Origin of the sequence: Paenarthrobacter sp. NPDC057981 (genome assembly GCF_042886835.1) — a bacterium.
In the GTDB taxonomy this organism is placed as follows: domain Bacteria; phylum Actinomycetota; class Actinomycetes; order Actinomycetales; family Micrococcaceae; genus Arthrobacter.
This window is the reverse complement of sequence record NZ_JBHVQI010000001.1, coordinates 624,977-643,632: the sequence shown is the minus strand read 5'-3', so window position 1 is coordinate 643,632 and position 18,656 is coordinate 624,977. Positions and strand designations below refer to the sequence as shown.

Annotated in this window: 16 protein-coding genes; 6 read left to right on the top strand and 10 right to left on the bottom strand. The window is 63.1% G+C overall.

The annotated features are described in order from the left end of the window. Window positions 1-288 precede the first annotated feature (288 nt). From tkt to pgl, 6 genes are read left to right on the top strand one after another with little or no spacing between them, the layout of a single operon-like run. On the top strand, window positions 289-2,415 hold the full coding sequence (gene tkt / locus ACFVSI_RS02950; protein WP_387819656.1) for a transketolase: 2,127 nt from the start codon (window positions 289-291) through the stop codon (window positions 2,413-2,415). A gap of 31 nt (window positions 2,416-2,446) precedes the next feature. Then, window positions 2,447-3,565, top strand: a complete 1,119-nt coding sequence (gene tal, locus ACFVSI_RS02945; protein ID WP_144658776.1) for a transaldolase — start codon at window positions 2,447-2,449, stop codon at window positions 3,563-3,565. Between the two features lie 6 nt (window positions 3,566-3,571). After that, entirely contained in the window at window positions 3,572-5,203 is a 1,632-nt protein-coding gene (locus ACFVSI_RS02940) for a glucose-6-phosphate isomerase (RefSeq protein WP_387819655.1), read from the top strand. A gap of 15 nt (window positions 5,204-5,218) precedes the next feature. Continuing rightward, the gene (gene zwf / locus ACFVSI_RS02935) at window positions 5,219-6,775 is read left to right on the top strand and encodes a glucose-6-phosphate dehydrogenase (protein WP_274257833.1); all 1,557 of its coding nucleotides are present in this window, start codon (window positions 5,219-5,221) and stop codon (window positions 6,773-6,775) included. Then, window positions 6,772-7,713, top strand: a complete 942-nt coding sequence (locus ACFVSI_RS02930) for a glucose-6-phosphate dehydrogenase assembly protein OpcA (RefSeq protein ID WP_144658773.1) — start codon at window positions 6,772-6,774, stop codon at window positions 7,711-7,713. The genes zwf and ACFVSI_RS02930 overlap by 4 nt, the downstream gene beginning before the upstream one ends. Then, complete coding sequence (pgl, locus tag ACFVSI_RS02925; RefSeq protein WP_387819652.1) at window positions 7,703-8,521, top strand: 6-phosphogluconolactonase; 819 nt, start codon at window positions 7,703-7,705, stop codon at window positions 8,519-8,521. Before ACFVSI_RS02930 ends, pgl begins: the two co-directional genes overlap by 11 nt. Here pgl and ACFVSI_RS02920 read toward each other — a convergent pair. The 10 genes from ACFVSI_RS02920 to uvrC form a co-directional block, all read right to left on the bottom strand. Further along, window positions 8,474-8,869 carry an RNA polymerase-binding protein RbpA gene (locus ACFVSI_RS02920; RefSeq protein WP_387819651.1) on the bottom strand — a complete coding sequence of 132 codons (396 nt, stop codon included), beginning with the start codon at window positions 8,867-8,869 and terminating at the stop codon, window positions 8,474-8,476. The two genes, pgl and ACFVSI_RS02920, sit on opposite strands and share 48 nt — an antisense overlap. A 167-nt stretch (window positions 8,870-9,036) precedes the next feature. Beyond that, the gene (gene secG / locus ACFVSI_RS02915) at window positions 9,037-9,294 is read right to left on the bottom strand and encodes a preprotein translocase subunit SecG (RefSeq protein ID WP_144658770.1); all 258 of its coding nucleotides are present in this window, start codon (window positions 9,292-9,294) and stop codon (window positions 9,037-9,039) included. Between the two features lie 36 nt (window positions 9,295-9,330). Further along, a complete protein-coding gene (gene tpiA / locus ACFVSI_RS02910) occupies window positions 9,331-10,146 on the bottom strand; it encodes a triose-phosphate isomerase (RefSeq protein WP_387819649.1) in 816 nt (271 codons plus the stop codon). Between the two features lie 75 nt (window positions 10,147-10,221). Then, window positions 10,222-11,448, bottom strand: a complete 1,227-nt coding sequence (locus tag ACFVSI_RS02905; protein WP_387819648.1) for a phosphoglycerate kinase — start codon at window positions 11,446-11,448, stop codon at window positions 10,222-10,224. Between the two features lie 9 nt (window positions 11,449-11,457). Continuing rightward, on the bottom strand, window positions 11,458-12,468 hold the full coding sequence (gene gap / locus ACFVSI_RS02900) for a type I glyceraldehyde-3-phosphate dehydrogenase (protein ID WP_144658767.1): 1,011 nt from the start codon (window positions 12,466-12,468) through the stop codon (window positions 11,458-11,460). 271 nt (window positions 12,469-12,739) lie between these two features. Continuing rightward, on the bottom strand, window positions 12,740-13,363 hold the full coding sequence (locus tag ACFVSI_RS02895; protein ID WP_144658766.1) for a superoxide dismutase: 624 nt from the start codon (window positions 13,361-13,363) through the stop codon (window positions 12,740-12,742). Window positions 13,364-13,537: 174 nt separating this feature from the next. Next, window positions 13,538-14,518, bottom strand: coding sequence for a DNA-binding protein WhiA (whiA, locus tag ACFVSI_RS02890; RefSeq protein WP_159699763.1), 981 nt, complete (start codon window positions 14,516-14,518; stop codon window positions 13,538-13,540). A gap of 9 nt (window positions 14,519-14,527) precedes the next feature. Then, complete coding sequence (yvcK, locus tag ACFVSI_RS02885; RefSeq protein WP_387819646.1) at window positions 14,528-15,544, bottom strand: uridine diphosphate-N-acetylglucosamine-binding protein YvcK; 1,017 nt, start codon at window positions 15,542-15,544, stop codon at window positions 14,528-14,530. Beyond that, complete coding sequence (gene rapZ, locus ACFVSI_RS02880; protein ID WP_387819644.1) at window positions 15,544-16,467, bottom strand: RNase adapter RapZ; 924 nt, start codon at window positions 16,465-16,467, stop codon at window positions 15,544-15,546. The genes yvcK and rapZ overlap by 1 nt, the downstream gene beginning before the upstream one ends. Before the next feature lie 115 nt (window positions 16,468-16,582). Then, on the bottom strand, window positions 16,583-18,598 hold the full coding sequence (uvrC, locus tag ACFVSI_RS02875; RefSeq protein WP_387819643.1) for an excinuclease ABC subunit UvrC: 2,016 nt from the start codon (window positions 18,596-18,598) through the stop codon (window positions 16,583-16,585). Between the last annotated feature and the right edge of the window lie 58 nt (window positions 18,599-18,656).

Here is an 18,656-nt window from a genome sequence, read left to right as displayed (position 1 = left end):
TCCGAATCTTCACTGCCGACGGAGGCAATCGTGATTCATATAAGGGAATTTCTGTCCAGTTAGTGGGATTCCCTGAGTTCCACGACACGTTTGGGGCTAAGCTGTTGACCAGAACAGCACACGTTGATCATCCGGGAAACCGTATTCTCGGATATCCGTGGGTCTGGATGAGAGATCAACGTTTCAATGGTGAACGGCTGGTAGACACATTGCAGCGGGCGCCATCCTGTGCTTCCTGCGTGCCGTGTCCATACGCCTGCCGTCAGCACAGAGAGGGGCTCGGTTTTCGTGCCACATTTGGAAGAGCAAGAACTGTCTTGGACCGATCTGGACAAGAAGGCTGTTGACACCGTTCGCGTGTTGGCTGCCGACGCCGTGGAGAAGGTCGGTAACGGCCACCCTGGTACGGCGATGAGCTTGGCTCCGGCAGCATACTTGCTGTTCCAGAAGCTGATGCGCCATGATCCGAAGAACCCGGACTGGCTTGGTCGTGACCGGTTCATCCTGTCCCCTGGTCACACCTCGCTGACCCTTTACATCCAGTTGTTCCTCTCCGGCTACGGCCTGGAGCTGAAGGACCTTGAAGCGCTGCGTACCTGGGGTTCGCTGACCCCGGGCCACCCGGAGTACAAGCACACCGCTGGTGTGGAAATCACTACCGGCCCGCTGGGCCAGGGCCTGGCATCCGCGGTCGGGTTCGCGTACTCGCAGCGCCGCCAGCGTGGCCTGTTCGACGCCGATGCTCCCGCCGGCGAGTCGCCGTTCGACCACACCATCTGGGTCATCGCCTCCGACGGCGACCTTCAGGAAGGCGTCACCTCCGAAGCCTCCTCGCTGGCCGGGCACCAGGAACTGGGCAACCTCGTAGTGATCTACGACGAGAACCACATCTCCATCGAAGACGACACCGACATCGCGTTCACCGAGGACGTCCTGAAGCGGTACGAGGCCTACGGTTGGCACACCCAGCGCGTTGACTGGACCAAGACCGGTGACTATGTCGAAGACGTCCAGGAACTGTACTCGGCACTGCTCGCAGCCAAGGCCGAGACGGACAAGCCCTCGATCATTTCCCTGCGCACCATCATCGGTTACCCGGCCCCGAAGAAGCAGAACACCGGCAAGATCCACGGTTCGGCCCTCGGCGCCGAGGAAGTTGCCGCGCTGAAGACGGTGCTCGGCTTCGACCCCGCGAAGTCTTTCGACGTGGACGAAGACGTTCTGGCCCACGCCCGCAAGGTCCTTGACCGCGGAGCCGAGTCACGCGCCGCGTGGCAGGAGTCCTTCGAGGCCTGGCAGTCCGCCAACCCGGAGGCAGCAGCCCTGCTGGAGCGTGTGGAAGCAAAGAAGTTGCCGGCCGAGCTTGACGCCGCACTTCCGGTCTTCGAAGCAGGCAAGGACGTCTCCACCCGCGCAGCCTCCGGCAAGGTCCTGAACGCGATCGGTCCTGTTCTTCCCGAACTGTGGGGCGGTTCGGCGGACCTGGCCGAGTCGAACAACACCACCATCGAGGACTCGCCGTCGTTCATTCCGACGTCACGTTCGACGGACGCCTGGAAGGGCAACCCGTACGGTCGTGTCCTGCACTTCGGTATCCGTGAGCACGCAGCGGCGTCGATCGTGAACGGAATTTCCCTGCACGGCCGGACCCGTGCGTTCTCCGGCACGTTCCTGATCTTCAGCGACTACCAGCGCCCCGCCATCCGCCTTGGCGCACTGATGGGTGTTCCGTCGCTGTACGTTTGGACGCACGATTCCATCGGCCTTGGTGAAGACGGCCCGACCCACCAGCCCGTGGAGCAGCTCGCTTCCTTGCGGGCCATTCCGGGCCTGGACGTCGTCCGCCCCGGCGACGCGAACGAGGTCGCTGCAGCGTGGAAGACCATGCTGGAGAACCACGAGAACCCCGCCGGTATCGTGCTGACCCGTCAGAACATTCCCACCTACGCCCGCGGTGAAGGCGACGCCACCGGCGACACCTTCGCATCCACCGCCGGTGTGGCCAAGGGCGGCTACGTCCTGGCCGAAGCCTCCAAGGACGGCGAAACCGTTGACGCGCAGGTCATCCTGATCGGCACCGGCTCCGAAGTCCAGCTCGCTGTAGCAGCCCGCGAAGCACTGCAGGCCGAAGGCATCGCTGCCCGCGTTGTTTCCATGCCGTGCGTTGAATGGTTCAAGAAGCAGGACGAGGCCTACCGCGAATCCGTCCTGCCCGCAGCAGTGAAGGCCCGCGTTTCCGTGGAAGCCGGCCTGGCTCTGGGGTGGCGTGAATTCGTGGGCGACGCCGGCCGTTCCATCTCCCTCGAGCACTTCGGCGCCTCGGCAGACTACAAGCGGCTCTTCAACGAATTCGGCATCACCGCCGAAGCCGTTGCGGCCGCCGCCAAGGACTCCCTCGCAGACGCCACCGCGTAACAGCCTGATACCTCACAACAGGAGAAATCACATGTCTACAACTCCCACGCAGCAACTCTCCGACGCCGGCGTTTCGATCTGGCTCGACGACCTCTCCCGCACGCGCCTGGAAACGGGCACCCTGCAGAAGCTCATCGACGAGAAGAACGTCGTTGGCGTTACCACCAACCCGTCGATCTTCCACGCCGCCATCACGGCCGGCACGGACTACGACGCAACCATCGCAGCCAAGGCCGCAGCCGGTGCCAGTGTCGAAGAGACCATCTTCGAAATCACCACCACGGACGTTGCCGACGCCTGCGATCTCTTCGCACCGGTCGCCGCAGCCACCAACGGTGTGGATGGCCGCGTTTCCATCGAGGTGGACCCCCGCCTCGCCTGGGACACCGAGGGCACCATCGCCGAGGCCAAGAACCTCTACGCGAAGGTCAACAAGGACAACGTCCACATCAAGATCCCCGCTACCCTCGAGGGCCTCGAAGCCATTACGGCCACGCTGGCGGAAGGCATCAGCGTCAACGTGACGCTGATCTTCTCCCTGGAGCGCTACCGTGCGGTCATCAATGCCTTCCAGTCAGGCTTGGAGCAGGCCAAGGAGAACGGCCACGACCTCTCCAAGATCCACTCCGTAGCTTCGTTCTTCGTCTCCCGCGTTGACACCGAGATCGACAAGCGCCTCGATGCCATTGGAAGCGAAGAGGCCAAGGCGCTCAAGGGCAAGGCGGGCGTTGCCAACGCCCGCTTGGCCTACCAGGTCTACGAAGAACTCTTCTCCACCGAGCGCTGGGCAGTGCTGGCCGAGGCCGGCGCACTCCCCCAGCGTCCGCTGTGGGCCTCCACCGGTGTCAAGGATCCGGCTTACCCCGACACGCTGTACGTCACCGAGCTCGTTGCCGCTGGCGTGGTCAACACCATGCCGGAGAAGACCCTTGACGCGACGTTCGACCACGGCGTGGTCACCGGTGACACCATTACCGGTACGTACGACGAAGCAAACGAGACCCTCAACGCCCTTGAGGCACTCGGCGTCTCCTACAACGACGTCGTGAAGCTCCTTGAGACCGAAGGCCTTGAGAAGTTCGTTGCTTCCTGGAAGGAACTCCTCGCCGACGTCGAAGGCGCCCTCGCCACCGCACGGAAGGCTTCCTAACCCACCATGAGCACACTCAGCTACGACGCCAGCGGTGCTGCGCAGCAGGCCATCGCCAAGCACATCGACAACCTGGTCGAAGACAGGATCGCTACCCGCATCTTCGCAAAGGACCACACCTTGTGGGGTCCCGAGGCCGAGTCCGAGTCGGCAATCCGCCTCGGCTGGGTGGAGGCCGCTACGGTCTCCCAACCGCTGGTTGCGGACATCCTGAAACTTCGTGATGCCCTCCGTTCCGAAGGCGTCTCACGCATTGTCCTCTGCGGCATGGGTGGGTCCTCCTTGGCCCCGGAGGTCATTGCCGGGACTGCTGGCGTCGAGCTGACTGTGCTGGACAGTACGGACCCCGATCAAGTCAGCGCCGCTTTGGCTGACCGCTTGGCTGAAACGGCCATCGTTGTTTCCTCCAAATCCGGTTCCACCGTGGAGACAGACTCGCAGCGACGCGTTTTCGAAAAGGCGTTCAACGACGCCGGTATCGATGCCAAGAGCCGCATCATCATCGTCACCGACCCCGGTTCGCCGCTGGACAAGGCCTCCCGCGAGGCCGGCTACCGCGCCGTTTTCAACGCTGATCCCAACGTTGGCGGCCGCTTTTCGGCACTGACGGCCTTCGGCCTTGTCCCGAGCGGGCTTGCCGGGGTGGACATTCAGGCCTTCCTCGATGAGGCCGAAGAAGCAGCAGAAATCCTGAACGACGATTCAACGGACAACATCGGTCTGGCCTTGGGCATCGCCCTCGGCGGTACAAGCCCGCTCCGGAACAAAATCGTCATAGCGGAGGACGGTTCCGGAATCGTTGGTTTCGCGGACTGGGCTGAGCAGCTCATCGCCGAGTCGACGGGCAAGCTCGGCACCGGCGTCCTTCCGGTCGTCGCAGGTCCGGACTCCCCCGAAGCCCTCGGAGGGGCTGACGATGTCCTGGTCGTCCGGCTGGTTGGTGCGGATTCCGACGTCGAACTGCGCGAAAATGAAGTCGCCGTTGCCGGCGGCCTGCCATCGCAGATGTTCCTCTGGGAGTTCGCTACCGCAGTTGCGGGACGCCTCCTGGGCATCAATCCCTTCGACCAGCCCGACGTCGAAGCTGCCAAGGTTGCAGCCAGAGGTTTGCTGGACGCCCGCCCGGAACCCACTCCTGCGGCGTTCACCGACGGTGCCGTAGAGGTTCGTGGTGGCGACTGGCTCGGTTCCGCTGCCTCGGTGACTGAAGCTGTCCAAGCTCTGCTGGGCCAGCTTGGCACCGACGGCTACCTCAGCGTCCAGGCATACCTTGACCGAATCTCCCACGCCCCCCTTGAAGGGATCCGCGAAGAACTCGCAGCAGTCAGCGGGCGTCCGGTCACCTTTGGCTGGGGTCCGAGGTTCCTGCACTCCACCGGGCAGTTCCACAAGGGTGGCCCCGCCATTGGCGTGTTCCTGCAGATCACTGCGGCGTCATCGACCGACCTTGAGATTCCCGAGCGTCCGTTCACCTTCGGGCAGCTCATCGCTGCCCAGGCATCCGGTGACGCACAGGTCCTCGAAGGCCACGGACGCCCGGTGCTGCGCCTTCACCTCACCGAGCGCGCTGCAGGCGTAGCTCAGCTTCAGGAAGTCGTCGCTGCGTTGGCCGGCAAGGCCAGCACACTCGAAAGCTAAGGCACTTAGACAAACATGCCAGAAACTGAAAACGGCAGGAAGAACGGGGCCCTGCGGAATCCTTTGAGGGATCCGCGGGACCGCCGCCTGAACCGCATTGCAGGGCCGTCCTCGTTGGTGTTCTTCGGAGTCACCGGCGACCTTGCCCGTAAGAAACTCATGCCTGCGGTCTATGACCTGGCCAATCGTGGTTTGTTGCCGCCGAGCTTTGCCTTGGTCGGTTTCGGGCGCCGCGATTGGGACAACGCGGACTTCGCGGCCGAGGTCAAGGAAAATGTCAAAGCGCACGCGCGGACCAAGTTTGATGAAGCGGTCTGGGAGCAGCTCGCTTCCGGGATCCGTTTCGTCCAGGGCGAGTTCGACGACGACGACGCTTTCGAGCGTCTTGGCGACGTGCTTGATGAGCTGGATGAAACCCGCGGCACGCGTGGTAATCATGGTTTCTACTTGTCCATCCCCCCGAAGGCCTTCGAGCAGGTGTGCCGGCAGCTGTCCAAGCATGGTCTGGCGCAGGCCCAGCCTGGCCAGTGGCGGCGTGTGGTGATCGAGAAGCCGTTCGGGCACGACCTCGAGTCCGCGCGCCAGCTCAACGACATCGTGGAGTCGGTGTTCCCGCCGGACGCTGTGTTCAGGATTGACCACTACTTGGGCAAGGAGACGGTCCAGAACATCCTGGCTCTTCGCTTTGCGAACCAGTTGTTCGAGCCGCTCTGGAACGCCAACTATGTGGACCACGTACAGATCACCATGGCCGAGGACATCGGTACCGGTGGTCGGGCAGGCTATTACGACGGCGTGGGTGCTGCCCGCGATGTCATCCAGAACCACCTGTTGCAGCTTCTTGCCTTGACGGCAATGGAGGAGCCGATCTCGTTCAACGCCGATGACCTGCGCGCTGAGAAGGAAAAGGTCCTGGCTGCGGTCAAGCTGCCCGATGACCTGTCCACGCACTCGGCACGTGGTCAGTTCACCGGGGGTTGGCAAGGCGGCGAGGAAGTCCTGGGCTACCTGGACGAAGAAGGCATCCCGGCGGATTCGAAGACCGAGACCTATGCTGCCATCCGCGTGGACATCAATACCCGCCGTTGGAACGGTGTTCCGTTCTATCTTCGCGCCGGCAAGCGATTGGGCCGCCGCGTGACCGAGATTGCCGTGGTCTTCAAGCGTGCACCGAACCTGCTCTTCCGGGACCATGGCGAGGACGATTTTGGTCAGAACGCCGTGGTGATCCGTGTCCAGCCTGATGAGGGTGCCACGATCCGTTTCGGCTCCAAGGTCCCCGGTACCCAGATGGAAGTCCGTGATGTAACCATGGACTTCGGTTACGGTCACTCCTTCACGGAGTCCAGCCCCGAAGCGTATGAGCGTCTTATCCTTGACGTGCTCCTGGGCGAGCCGCCGCTGTTCCCCCGGCACCAGGAAGTCGAGCTGTCCTGGAAGATCCTGGACCCGTTCGAGGACTACTGGGCCGGACTTGATGAACAACCGCAACCGTATGCACCCGGCAGTTGGGGACCGGCGTCGGCCGATGCCCTGCTGGCCCGTGACGGACGAACCTGGAGAAGGCCATGATCGTAGATCTTCCCAACACCACGACTTCCAAGATCTCCAAGAAAATCATGTCCCTGCGCGAGCAGGGCGGCGTGATCGCTTTGGGCCGGGTCCTGACCCTCGTGGTGGTGACCAAGTCCGGGCTGGAAGAAGAAGCCATCGAAGCGGCCAACGAGGCCAGCCGTGAGCACCCCTGCCGGATCATCGTCCTCGCGGACGCCGGCGTTGAGGGCCCGGACCGCCTTGACGCGCAAATCCGGGTCGGTGGTGACGCCGGGGCCTCAGAGGTCATCGTGCTCCGCGGCCATGGCCATATGGCCCACGAAAGCGAATCGTTGGTAGCGGCACTGCTCCTGCCGGATGCCCCGATCGTGGCCTGGTGGCCGCACGGAGCCCCGGAGAGCGCCTGCGAAACCTCGATCGGACGCATCGCCCACCGACGGATCACGGACTCCGCCAACGAACCCGATCCCCGCCTGGCCCTGGAGAACATCCGCGCCACCTACAAGGCAGGCGATACGGACCTCGCGTGGACCCGCCTGACCAACTGGCGCATGCAGCTGGCCGCTGTCTTCGACCAGATGGACGGCGATCCCGTATCCGCCATCGCCGTCGAAGGCGCCTCCGACTCCCCCAGCACGCTGCTGCTGGCGGCATGGTTGAGCATGGCTTTGCAGGCACCGGTTACGATCGTTGCCGACCCCGCAGGCACAGGCATCCGCCGAGTGAGGCTTACCAGGGCCAGCGGTGATGTCCAACTGTTCCGTCCCGGTTTGTCCGTGGCGGAGCTGACCCAGCCTGGCCAGCCGGCACAGCGCATCACCCTCCCCCGCCGCAGCCTCAAGGATTGCCTCGCCGAGGAACTCCGCCGGCTCGATCCGGACGAAGTCTTCGGAGAAGTGATTACTATGGGACTGCCACTTACCAGCCAGAGGAGAGTCCAAACCAGTGCACGCTGACCCAAGAGTAAGCATCCACCCCGACTCAAAGGTGCTGATGGCCGCCATTGCGGCCAGGCTCATCACCAAACTGGTGGATGTCCAGGACAAGCACGGCGAGGCCACGGTGGTCCTCACAGGCGGAACGGTGGGCATCGGCACACTCAAAGCCGTGGCCGACTCTGCCGCAGCTCCAGCCGTGGACTGGTCCAGGGTCAACTTCTGGTGGGGTGACGAACGGTTCGTAGCCGCAGACAGCGACGACAGGAACACACGCCAAGCCCACCAGGCGCTGCTGTCCCACCTGCAGGTGGACCCTGCCAGGGTCCACGAACCCGGGTCAGCGGATCAGTTCGCCACCGCGGCTGAAGCTGCTGCTGCCTACGAGGAAGAGCTCCGGGCAGCCGCGGAAGCCGAACACGCCGCGGACATGTCAGACGACCGGCCTGATACACCCGGAAAGCTCCCGCGGTTCGACGTTCTGTTGCTCGGTGTCGGGCCGGATGCGCACGTTGCTTCGCTCTTCCCGGAGCAGGCGGGGATCCGCGAGAAGAGCCGGACAGTGGTTGGCGTCGAAAACTCGCCCAAGCCGCCGCCGTCGCGCATTTCCTTGACGCTGCCGGCCATCAACACAGCCCAGGAAATCTGGATGGTGGTGGCAGGCGAGGACAAGGCTGGTGCCGTAGGCCTGGCCTTGGCCGGAGCCAATCCCGTTCAGGTTCCGGCAGCTGGCCCTGTGGGCCGCTCCAGAACTTTGTGGCTCATCGACGAAAATGCGGCCTCACGTGTCCCCCAGCAACTGGTCCGAAAGGATCCCGCGGGCGCGTAACCGCTCCAACGCTCCGGCCAGGACAGCTTCGGCGTCTTGGCTGGAGCGTCTTTCTTTAACGTAGTCCAGATGGGACTTGAAGAGCTCTTCATCCGCCCGAGGAGCAGCAGGGCGGCCGGGATCCCGCGATGCCTGCATCCCGCACTTGGGGCAGTCCCAGGTTTGCGGTATCTGTTCGTCGGGAAGCTTAAGAAAAACAAGCCGCGTTTCGTGGCCCTTTGAACACCAATAGGGAACGCGAATACGCGGCAGCTGATCGCCCTGGCCGTGGTCACTGTGATTTCTTGCCTCGGATCCTTGGGCCACTCCTACACGGGTGCCCCGATAACCAGGCGTGCCATGAACCATCTTTGAACCCCTAACGACTCAGTGGTCGGCCGTCACGGCCCTGGAGGCTTTGCAGCCAACAGGGTCAGTCTAATGCTGGGGGCCCGACGGCGGCACTGGTTGTTGGGTGCGATCGGAACATAAAAATGGGGAGGCTCCCGTAAGGGAACCTCCCCGCCCTGCGGAGACTAGGAGTCGCCGCCGGAGCTGAAGCGCATGATGAGTCCCAACCCGATGATGACAACGCCCCATGTAATACCAAGAATGATGGTGAAGCGGTTCAGGTTGCGCTCGGCCACGCCGGAGGAACTCAATCCCGAGCTCATTCCGCCACCGAACATGTCGGACAAACCGCCGCCACGTCCCTTGTGCAGGAGTATGAGCAGCGTCAGCAGAAGGCTGGTGATGGCCAGCAGAATCTGCAGGATGATTTGAAGAACGTCCACGACGGCCTTTCGAAGAAGCGGAAAACGGGAGCCGGACTAGTCCGTGACGAGGTGGCTCTCGAACCTGACAATGTTAGCAAATTCAGCGGGGTCCAGGCTGGCGCCACCCACAAGAAGGCCATCTACGTCTGTTTCAGCCATGATAGCGGCCGCGTTGTTGGCTTTGACGGACCCTCCGTAGAGCAAGCGCGTCTTGGCGGCGACGGTGTCATTGAACAGAACTGCGAGTTCCGCGCGGATGGCCGCACACATTTCCTGTGCGTCCCCCGGGCCGGCTACTTCACCGGTGCCGATGGCCCAGACTGGCTCATAGGCCACCACGAGTTCAGCGGCCTGTTCGTCAGTCAGTCCATCGACTCCGGCGCGCAGCTGGGCGAGAGTGTGCTCCACGTGGGTTCCCGCCTGCCGGATGTCGAGGCCTTCCCCAACGCAAAGGACCGGGGTGACTTCATGACGGAAGGCGGCCTTCACCTTGGCGTTGAGGACCTCGTCTGATTCGTTGTGGATGGTGCGGCGTTCGCTGTGGCCCACCAGGACGTAGGAGCAGCCGAGCTTGTTAAGGAACTGGCCGGAGATGTCGCCGGTGTAGGCTCCCGAGTCGAACTGGGACAGATCCTGTCCACCATAAACGACATCGAGCTCGTCACCCTGGACCAGCGTCTGGACACCACGGAGGTCGGTGAACGGCGGGAACACGGCAACCTCGACACGGGTGTAGTCGTGGTTCGCGTCGGACAAGGTCCAGGCGAGCTTCTGCAGCAAGGTGATGCCTTGCACGTGGTCCATGTTCATCTTCCAGTTACCGGCGATGAACGGCCTGCGGACAAAGTTGCCGTTGGCGGAGGTAGTCACATGTACTCCAAGGGAATGCGTCGGGATGTTGAACGGCCGGCAGAACGCATTGGCGTCCTGCCGGCCGGTTGGTGCTTAGCGGTCCAGGACGCTCAGGCCGGGAAGGTCCTTGCCTTCAAGGTATTCCAGGCTGGCGCCGCCACCGGTGGAGATGTGGCCGAACTGCGAATCGTCGAACCCGAGGGTACGGACGGCTGCCGCGGAGTCGCCACCACCGACCACAGTGAAGGCCACCGTGTCCGTCAGCGCCTGCGCGATGGCACGGGTGCCATCGGCAAACGCTTCGAACTCGAAGACCCCCATGGGGCCGTTCCAGAAGACGGTCTTGGCGCCTTCGATTTGCGCGGCGAAAGCGGACGCTGATTCGGGTCCGATGTCCAGGCCGATGCCGGACGCGCCAAATGCGCTGTCCTCGATGGCATCTGCCTTGACGACCTCGTGCTCTGCATCCGCGGCGAAGCGGCTGGCAACAACCACGTCAGTGGGAATCACGAAGGATGTGCCTGCGTCGGCGGCACGCTTGAGGTAGTCCTGGACGACCGGAATCTGGTCTTCTTCGAGGAGGCTGCCAGCCACCTTGTGCCCTGCGGCTGCAAGGAAGGTAAACAGCATGCCTCCACCAACAAGAATGGTGTCAGCCTTGCCCAGCAGGTTGTCGATGACAGCCAATTTGTCGGAGACCTTGGAGCCGCCGAGAACCACCACGTAGGGACGCTGGGTGTCCGTGGTGAGCTTCCGCAGGACCTCTACCTCAGTATGCACAAGGTCACCAAGGTAGGAGGGCAGCCGCTTTGCGACGTCGAAGACGCTCGCGTGCTTGCGGTGGACCGCTCCGAAGGCGTCGTCCACGTACGCTCCGTTGCTGCCCGTGAGGGCAACCAGCTCGTCAGCGAAGGTGCCGCGCTCGGCGTCGTCCTTGCTGGTCTCCCTGGCATCAAAGCGGACGTTCTCCAGGACGAGGACTTCACCGTCCTGCAGAGCAGCAGCGTGTTCCTTGGCGGAGGCGCCAACGGTGTCCGCAGCAAGCTGGACCTTGAAGTCCGCGAGTTCCGCGAGGCGCTCGACAGCGGGCCTCAATGAGTACTTTTCTTCGGGTGCGCCCTTGGGGCGTCCGAGGTGGGCTGTTACGAGCACACGGGCACCGGCGTCCGAGAGCTTCTTGAGGACCGGGAGGGAGGCCTTGATGCGGCCGTCGTCGGTCACTGTAGAGCCGTCGAGCGGCACATTCAGGTCACTTCTGACCAGAATGTACCGCCCGCGGACACCTTCAGCGATGAGTTCGTTGAGGGTGTGAGATGTCATGTGTCTACCCTAGCCCAGCTTGGATGCAACGAGCTCCGTGAGGTCTACGAGGCGGTTGGAGTAACCCCACTCGTTGTCATACCAGGAAACAACCTTGACCTGGTTGCCGATGACCTTGGTCAGGCCCGAGTCAAAGATGGACGACGCGGGGTCCCCAACGATGTCGGAGGAGACGATCGGCGCGTCGGTGTAGGTGAGGATGCCGGCCCACTGCTCGGACTCGGCCGCGGCCTTGACGGCTGCGTTGACTTCCTCAACCGTGACCTCGCGGGAAACGGTAACCGTGAGGTCCGTGGCGGAGCCGGTGGGGACGGGAACGCGGATGGCGTAACCGTCGAGCTTGCCCTTGAGCTCCGGAAGGACCAGGCCGATGGCCTTGGCTGCACCGGTGGAGGTGGGAACCATGTTGATGGCTGCCGCGCGTGCACGGCGGAGGTCGCCGTGGGGCCCGTCCTGCAGGTTCTGGTCAGCCGTGTAGGCGTGGACCGTGGTCATGAGGCCACGCTCGATACCGAAGGCGTCGTTGACTACCTTGGCCAGCGGGCCGAGGCAGTTGGTGGTGCAGGAGGCGTTGGAGATGATGTTGTGCGCTGCGGGATCGTAGAGATCCTGGTTGACACCCATGACGATGGTGATGTCTTCATCGCTGGCAGGAGCGGAGATGAGGACCTTCTTGGCGCCGGCGTCGATGTGCTTCTGGGCTGCTGCGGCCTTGGTGAAGAAACCGGTGGATTCGATCACGATGTCCACGCCGAGGTCGCCCCAGGGGAGGTTGGCGGGATCGCGCTCTGCAAGGACCTTGATGGACTTGCCGTCGACTACCAGGTTTCCATCGACAACTTCCACGGTCTGGGTGAGGCGTCCACCGACGGAGTCGTACTTCAGGAGGTGGGCGAGGGTCTCAGGGCTGGTGAGGTCGTTGACTGCAACGATCTCAAGGTCAGCGCCCTGGGCCAGTGCTGCGCGGAAGTAGTTACGGCCGATGCGGCCGAAGCCGTTGATACCAATACGGGTGGTCACTATGTGTCAATCTCCTTGGTGCTCTTGCAAGCACGCCTAGTGAGTCGGATCAAATATTTCCAACTAACAGACCCCGCACGTCGTTGGGCAGAGGTGATTATCAGATCGGAGGGCGACCAGCCACGTTGCTGAAGGCTAACCGCCTTCCGTGATCCATCTTACGTTTAACTAAGCCTGCCCCCGCAACTGCGGAGGCAGGCTTTTCAGCATTTCGGCCCAATTCACGCAAAAAGTGACTTTTGTTACATCCGCGTGAACCGGAACTCACCAACTACAGGACGATAAGGCCCGTTGCGTTGGTACGGGCTGCTTCAAAACGCTTGGCGACGTCGGCCCAGTTGGCGATGTTCCAGAACGCCTTGACGTAGTCAGCCTTGACGTTGACGTAGTCCAGGTAGAAAGCGTGCTCCCACATGTCCAGCATCAGCAGCGGGGTGGTGCCGACAGCTACGTTGCCCTGCTGATCGTAGAGCTGCTCGATGACCAGGTTTCCACCAATGGGCTCGTAAGCCAGGAAGGCCCAGCCGGAGCCCTGGAGTCCGAGAGCTGCTGCGGTGAACTGTGCGCGGAAAGCATCGAACGAGCCGAAAGCGTCGTCGATGGCGGCGGCCAGTTCGCCTTCGGGCTTGTCGCCGCCATCCGGGGAGATGTTGTTCCAGAACACGGAGTGGTTGATGTGGCCGCCGGTGTGGAACGCGAGGTCCTTGGAGAGGCGGTTGATGTTGGCGAAGTCACCCTTGTCGCGGGCTTCGGCGAGCTGGGCGAGGGCGTTGTTGGCGCCTGCAACATAGGCCGCGTGGTGCTTGCTGTGGTGCAGCTCCATGATCTTCGCCGAAATGTGCGGCTCGAGTGCTGCGTAGTCGTAGCCGAGCTCGGGCAGAACGTACTCTGTCACGAAATCCTCCAATGTAATGGACTAGCGTCCGGTTTGGTAACTCTCGTTATGTTCATCCGGCCGGCGGGCCAACCGGAAATCCTTGGGGAAGAAGCTGCTCTTGCCTCCCCCGGGAACAACCCGCGGGTGCCTCACAGTATTTCCTCCCTGCTGTCCCGATTCTATGGGTGCTTACTACTCGTCCATCATTTCGGGAGTCACATTTGCCTCAGTCCCGGGAATTCCGAGGTCCATGGCGCGCTTGTCAGCCATGGCCAGGAGCCGGCGGATACGGCCCGCAATCGCGTCCTTGGTCATGGGTGGGTCGGCAAGGCGGCCGAGTTCGTCCAGGCTGGCCTGCTTGTGGGCTACGCGGAGTTCGCCGGCGTACTTGAGGTGGTCCGGGACGTCGTCGCCCAGAATCTCAAGGGCACGGTCCACCCTGGCGCCGGCTGCCACAGCGGCCTGGGCCGAGCGGCGAAGGTTGGCATCGTCAAAGTTGGCCAGCCGGTTGGCGGTGGCCCTGACTTCCTTCCGCATGCGCCGTTCCTCCCAGACCATGAGCGCGTCATGGGCACCCATCCTCGTCAGGAGGGCCGCGATGGTGTCACCGTCCCGGATGACCACACGGTCTACCCCACGGACCTCACGTGCCTTTGCCTGGATCCCAAGACGGCGGGCGGCGCCCACCAGCGCGAGTGCCGATTCCGGCCCCGGGCAGGTTACCTCAAGGGAGGAGGAACGCCCCGGTTCGGTGAGGGAACCGTGGGCAAGGAAAGCTCCACGCCATACGGCTTCGGCGTCAGCGGCAGAGCCGTTGACCACCACCGACGGGAGTCCGCGCACCGGACGCCCACGGCCATCCAACAGGCCTGTCTGGCGCGCCAGGGCTTCCCCATCGCGTACAACGCGGACCACGTATCGGCTTCCGCGCCGCAAGCCGCCACCTGAAACGACGATGATCTCGCTTTGGTGGCCGTAGACCTCGGCAATTGCGGCACGCAGACGTCGTGCCGTGGAGGCGAGGTCGACCTCAGCCTCAATAACGATCCGGCCGGAAATGATGTGCAGTCCGCCGGCGAAGCGCAGCATTGCAGAAACCTCCGCTTTGCGGACCGAAGATTTCTTGATGTCCAGCCGGGACAGTTCGTCCTTGACCGACGCAGTAAGTGCCATCGCGTGTTCCTAACTGTTCCCGAAAATATCGTGGTAAGCCGCTGCCAGCAGCAATGGGTCATGGACTGGGCGGCGCCTCGACGCCCCTACTCTACCCAACACCACTTCAGCCCCGATCATCCCGGCAGCCTTTTCGAAGGCCTTGACGTCCTGGACCGCTGCGGGGTCGGCCAGGACCACATCCACGCTGAATTCAGGAGCGTAGCGCCGCAGTACGTCAAGATGATCGGCAGCGGTCATGCCGGAGGTCTCTTTGGTTTCAACGTCCAGGTTCATGGTCAGGCAGCGTTTGGCTGCCGTGTCACCAAGAGCCTGACGCAGCTCAGGCAACAGCAAATGGGGCAACACAGAGGTGTACCAGGAGCCAGGACCAAGGATGACCCAGTCAGCGAGCTCTATGGCCGTCAAGGCTTCCGTGCAGGCAGGAGCGTCCTCGGGAATCAGCTTGACCTCCTCAAGTTTGCCCGCGACCGCGCACTTCGCCTGCCCGCGAACGGTATGCAGCTCATACCCGCCGTCCGGCAGCTCCTTGCGGGCCTTGCCTTCGATGGTCAGAGGGATGCTGGACATCGGCAGCACTTGGCCACGCGCGCCCAAGAGTGCCCCGGCCCACTTCAGGCCTGCGACGGTGTCCCCCAGAAGCTCCCAAAGTGTGACGATCAGAAGGTTGCCCATGGCGTGGTGGTCCAAGGACCCGCCCTTGGCCGATCCCGGCTTGAAGCGGTGCTGCATGACGTCGCGCCACGTGCGGCCCCAGTCGGTGTCATCGCACAGCGCGCTGAGCGCCATGCGCAGATCGCCGGGCGGGAGGACGCCGTACTCCTCGCGCAGACGCCCGGAGGATCCGCCGTCGTCCGCTACTGTGACGACGGCGGTCAGCTCCGAGGTGAGCAGTCGCAGGGCCGACAGCGAAGCCGCCAGGCCGTGCCCGCCGCCCAGGGCAACCACCGACGGACTCTTCTTCTGTTGGCTGCCGGGGACGCCCTTGGGTGGTATGAGGGGCAGCGGGCCCGTCAGGACACCCACTACTCGCGTCCCAGGTCGCGGTGGGCGGTGGTAACGGTCACGCGGGGATACTGGGCAAGCCGTTTGGAAAGCTCGACGGCGACAGCTACCGAACGGTGTTTGCCGCCAGTACAGCCCACGGCCAGGGTGGCGTAGTGCTTGTTCTCCTGGCGGTAGCCATCCAGGACAGGCTCCAACGCCTTGACGTACCGGTCCACGAACTCCTGGACGCCGCTGGCGCCCAGCACGTAGTCGCTGACGTCGTCGTCAAGGCCCGTATGCGGGCGGAGCTGGGGAACCCAGTGCGGATTGGGAATGAAACGCGCATCGGCGACGAAGTTTGCGTCCACCGGCAGGCCGTATTTGAAGCCAAAACTCATGACATTCAGGCGCAGGGTCACCGGTCCCGTGTCGCTGAAGAGCTCCGTGATGGCAGTGGCAAGGCCATGGACGTTGAACTCGGAGGTGTCCAGAACCACGTCGGCGTGCTCGCGCAGTTCCCGCAGGACCTCACGCTCGATGCCGATACCGTCCAGGATCCGGCCACCACCCTGCAGCGGATGCGGCCGGCGGCCCTGCTCGAAGCGGCGGACCAGGACGTCGTCTTTCGCGTCGAGGAAGAGTACCCGGAAGGTAATGCCGCTGGCGCTCAAGGCACCCAAAGCCGTCTGGATGTCCGTGAACAGGTCCTTGCTGCGTACATCCACCACCACGGCGAGTTTGGGAATGGACTTCGGGGCATGGGAGACGATCTCAGCCAGAGCGCCCAGCATCTGCGGCGGCAGGTTATCCACTACGTACCAGCCGTGGTCCTCCAGGGCATCGGAGGCAGTACTGCGGCCCGCACCGGACATGCCGGTAACGACCAAAAGCTCCGCCTCCGGTGGCTTAACGGGCGTCAGGCCGTCCTGCTCCGTGCCGGACCCAGCCGTTGCCTCATCCATCAGTTGTCCCCGTTTCCTCGGAAAATTTCATAGCTGCCTCTTTCCCCGCCGGACACGACAAAGTACGCGTGGTCCCCGGCGCCGGAATGCGGCAGCGGCCAAGTTCTTACCCTAGCTAAGATTCGATGATTTCGCCGGTGGTCATATTCACTGCGGGAGCGGTTTCGCCGTCGTCGGCCGCGGAACCCAGATGCTGGACCACGGCAGCGGCCAAGGCGGGACCAATCCCCTTTGCGGACGTCAGCTCCTCGACTGAGGCAGCCTTGATCTTTTTAAGTGACCCAAAATGTGCCACCAGTGCCTTGCGTTTGGCCTCGCCGAGCCCAGGGACGCCGTCCAGGACCGATACCGTCATGGCTTTGCCCCGCTTTTGGCGGTGGAAGGTGATGGCGAAACGGTGGGCTTCGTCACGGATGCGCTGAAGAAGGTACAGACCTTGGGAGGTCCGGGGCAGGATGACCGGGAAGTCGCTGTCCGGAAGCCATACCTCTTCCAGGCGTTTAGCCAACCCCACGACGTAGACGTCGTCGATCCCGAGGTCCGCGAGGGCGCGTGCAGCGGCATTGACCTGCGGCTGGCCGCCGTCGACCACCACGAGATTGGGCGGGTACGCAAATTTGGCCTTCGGTGCCGGTGAGGTGCCGTCCGACGGCGATGCTTCCGCGACGCCGCTGGACGCCGATCGCGTCGGGTTGACGATTTCCCCGGAGACGACCGGGACCTGGGCAGCTTTGTCCGTCAGGTAATGCCTGAACCTCCGGGTCAGGACGTCGTGCATCGCCGCTGTGTCGTCAGCCGCGGCAGCGCCTGTAATGGAGAATTTGCGGTAGTCGGCCTTCTTGGGCAGCCCGTCCTCGACCACAACCATGGAGGCAACCACATTCGTTCCCTGCACGTGGGAGATATCAAAACATTCGATGCGCAGCAAAGGGACCGGGATGTCCAGGGCCTCCTGGAGTTCCTGGAGCGCCAGCGAACGTACGGTGATGTCCCCCGCTCGGCGGGTCTTGTGAAGCTTGAGGGCTTGCTCGGCATTCTCACGCACAGTGGACATCAACGCTGCCTTGTCGCCGCGTTGGGGAACCCGGATATCCACCTTGGCGCCACGCAATCCCCCAAGCCATTGCGTGAGTTCGGCATGGTTGCTGGGGTTCTCCGGCACCAGGACTTCCCGGGGGATCCTGCCCTGTACCTCGCTGTCCTCCCCATAAACCTGTTGCAGCAGGTGCTCGATGAGTTCCGGAGTGGTGGCGTCCTCGACCTTCTCCACAACCCAGCCACGCTGCCCACGGACCCGGCCTCCACGGACGTGAAAGACCTGGACGGAGGCTTCCAGTTCGTCATCGTGCAGGGCGAAGACGTCGGCATCAGTGTCCTCCGCAAGGACCACGGCGTTGCGCTCAAACACCTTGCGCAGGGCGATGATGTCGTCCCTCAGCCCCGCAGCTTTCTCGTAGTCAAGCTCAGCCACGGCCGCTGCCATGTCCTTCTCCAGCCTGCTGATGAAGCGTTTGGCTTCTCCACCCATGAAGGAACAGAAGTCTTCCGCCAGAACCCGGTGCTCGTCAGGAGTAACCCGTCCCACGCAGGGTGCCGAGCACTTGTCGATGTAGCCCAGCAGGCAGGGGCGGCCACTGGCCTGCGCCCGCTTGAAAACTCCTGCACTACAGCTGCGCACCGGGAAAACCCTGAGGAGCGTGTCCATGGTTTCCCTGATGGCACCGGCGGTATACGGGCCGAAGTAACGTGTGCCTTTCCTGCGTTCCCCACGCATGACCTGCACCCGGGGAAACTTTTCCCCCATGGTCACTGCCAGGTACGGATAGGTCTTGTCGTCGCGGAACACCACATTGAAACGAGGCTTGAATTCCTTGATCCACGTGTACTCGAGCTGCAAGGATTCCAGCTCACTCCCAACCACCGTCCACTCAACGCTGCTGGCTGCATGAACCATGGCATGGGTCTTCGGGAGCAGCCCAGCGGGGTTGGCGAAGTAGGAGTTCAGCCTGGAACGGAGGTTCTTTGCCTTGCCCACATAGATGACCCGGCCATGGGGGTCACGGAAACGATAGACGCCCGGGGTGGTGGGAATTTCACCCGTGCGGGGCCGGTAACTTGATGGATCTGCCACATGTCCAGTCTAGTGAACCGGACCGACTCCCAATTGCGCGGGCGGCGTGCGTCCGAGC

What these genes read in the sequence shown, in the direction of transcription:
- zwf (WP_274257833.1), top strand. Translation starts at nt 5,219, where the DNA reads ATGCCAGAAACTGAAAACGGCAGGAAGAACGGGGCCCTGCGGAATCCT.
- rapZ (WP_387819644.1), bottom strand. Translation starts at nt 16,467, where the DNA reads ATGGATGAGGCAACGGCTGGGTCCGGCACGGAGCAGGACGGCCTGACG.
- ACFVSI_RS02920 (WP_387819651.1), bottom strand. Translation starts at nt 8,869, where the DNA reads ATGGTTCATGGCACGCCTGGTTATCGGGGCACCCGTGTAGGAGTGGCC.
- ACFVSI_RS02905 (WP_387819648.1), bottom strand. Translation starts at nt 11,448, where the DNA reads ATGACATCTCACACCCTCAACGAACTCATCGCTGAAGGTGTCCGCGGG.
- ACFVSI_RS02930 (WP_144658773.1), top strand. Translation starts at nt 6,772, where the DNA reads ATGATCGTAGATCTTCCCAACACCACGACTTCCAAGATCTCCAAGAAA.
- whiA (WP_159699763.1), bottom strand. Translation starts at nt 14,518, where the DNA reads ATGGCACTTACTGCGTCGGTCAAGGACGAACTGTCCCGGCTGGACATC.
- ACFVSI_RS02940 (WP_387819655.1), top strand. Translation starts at nt 3,572, where the DNA reads ATGAGCACACTCAGCTACGACGCCAGCGGTGCTGCGCAGCAGGCCATC.
- tal (WP_144658776.1), top strand. Translation starts at nt 2,447, where the DNA reads ATGTCTACAACTCCCACGCAGCAACTCTCCGACGCCGGCGTTTCGATC.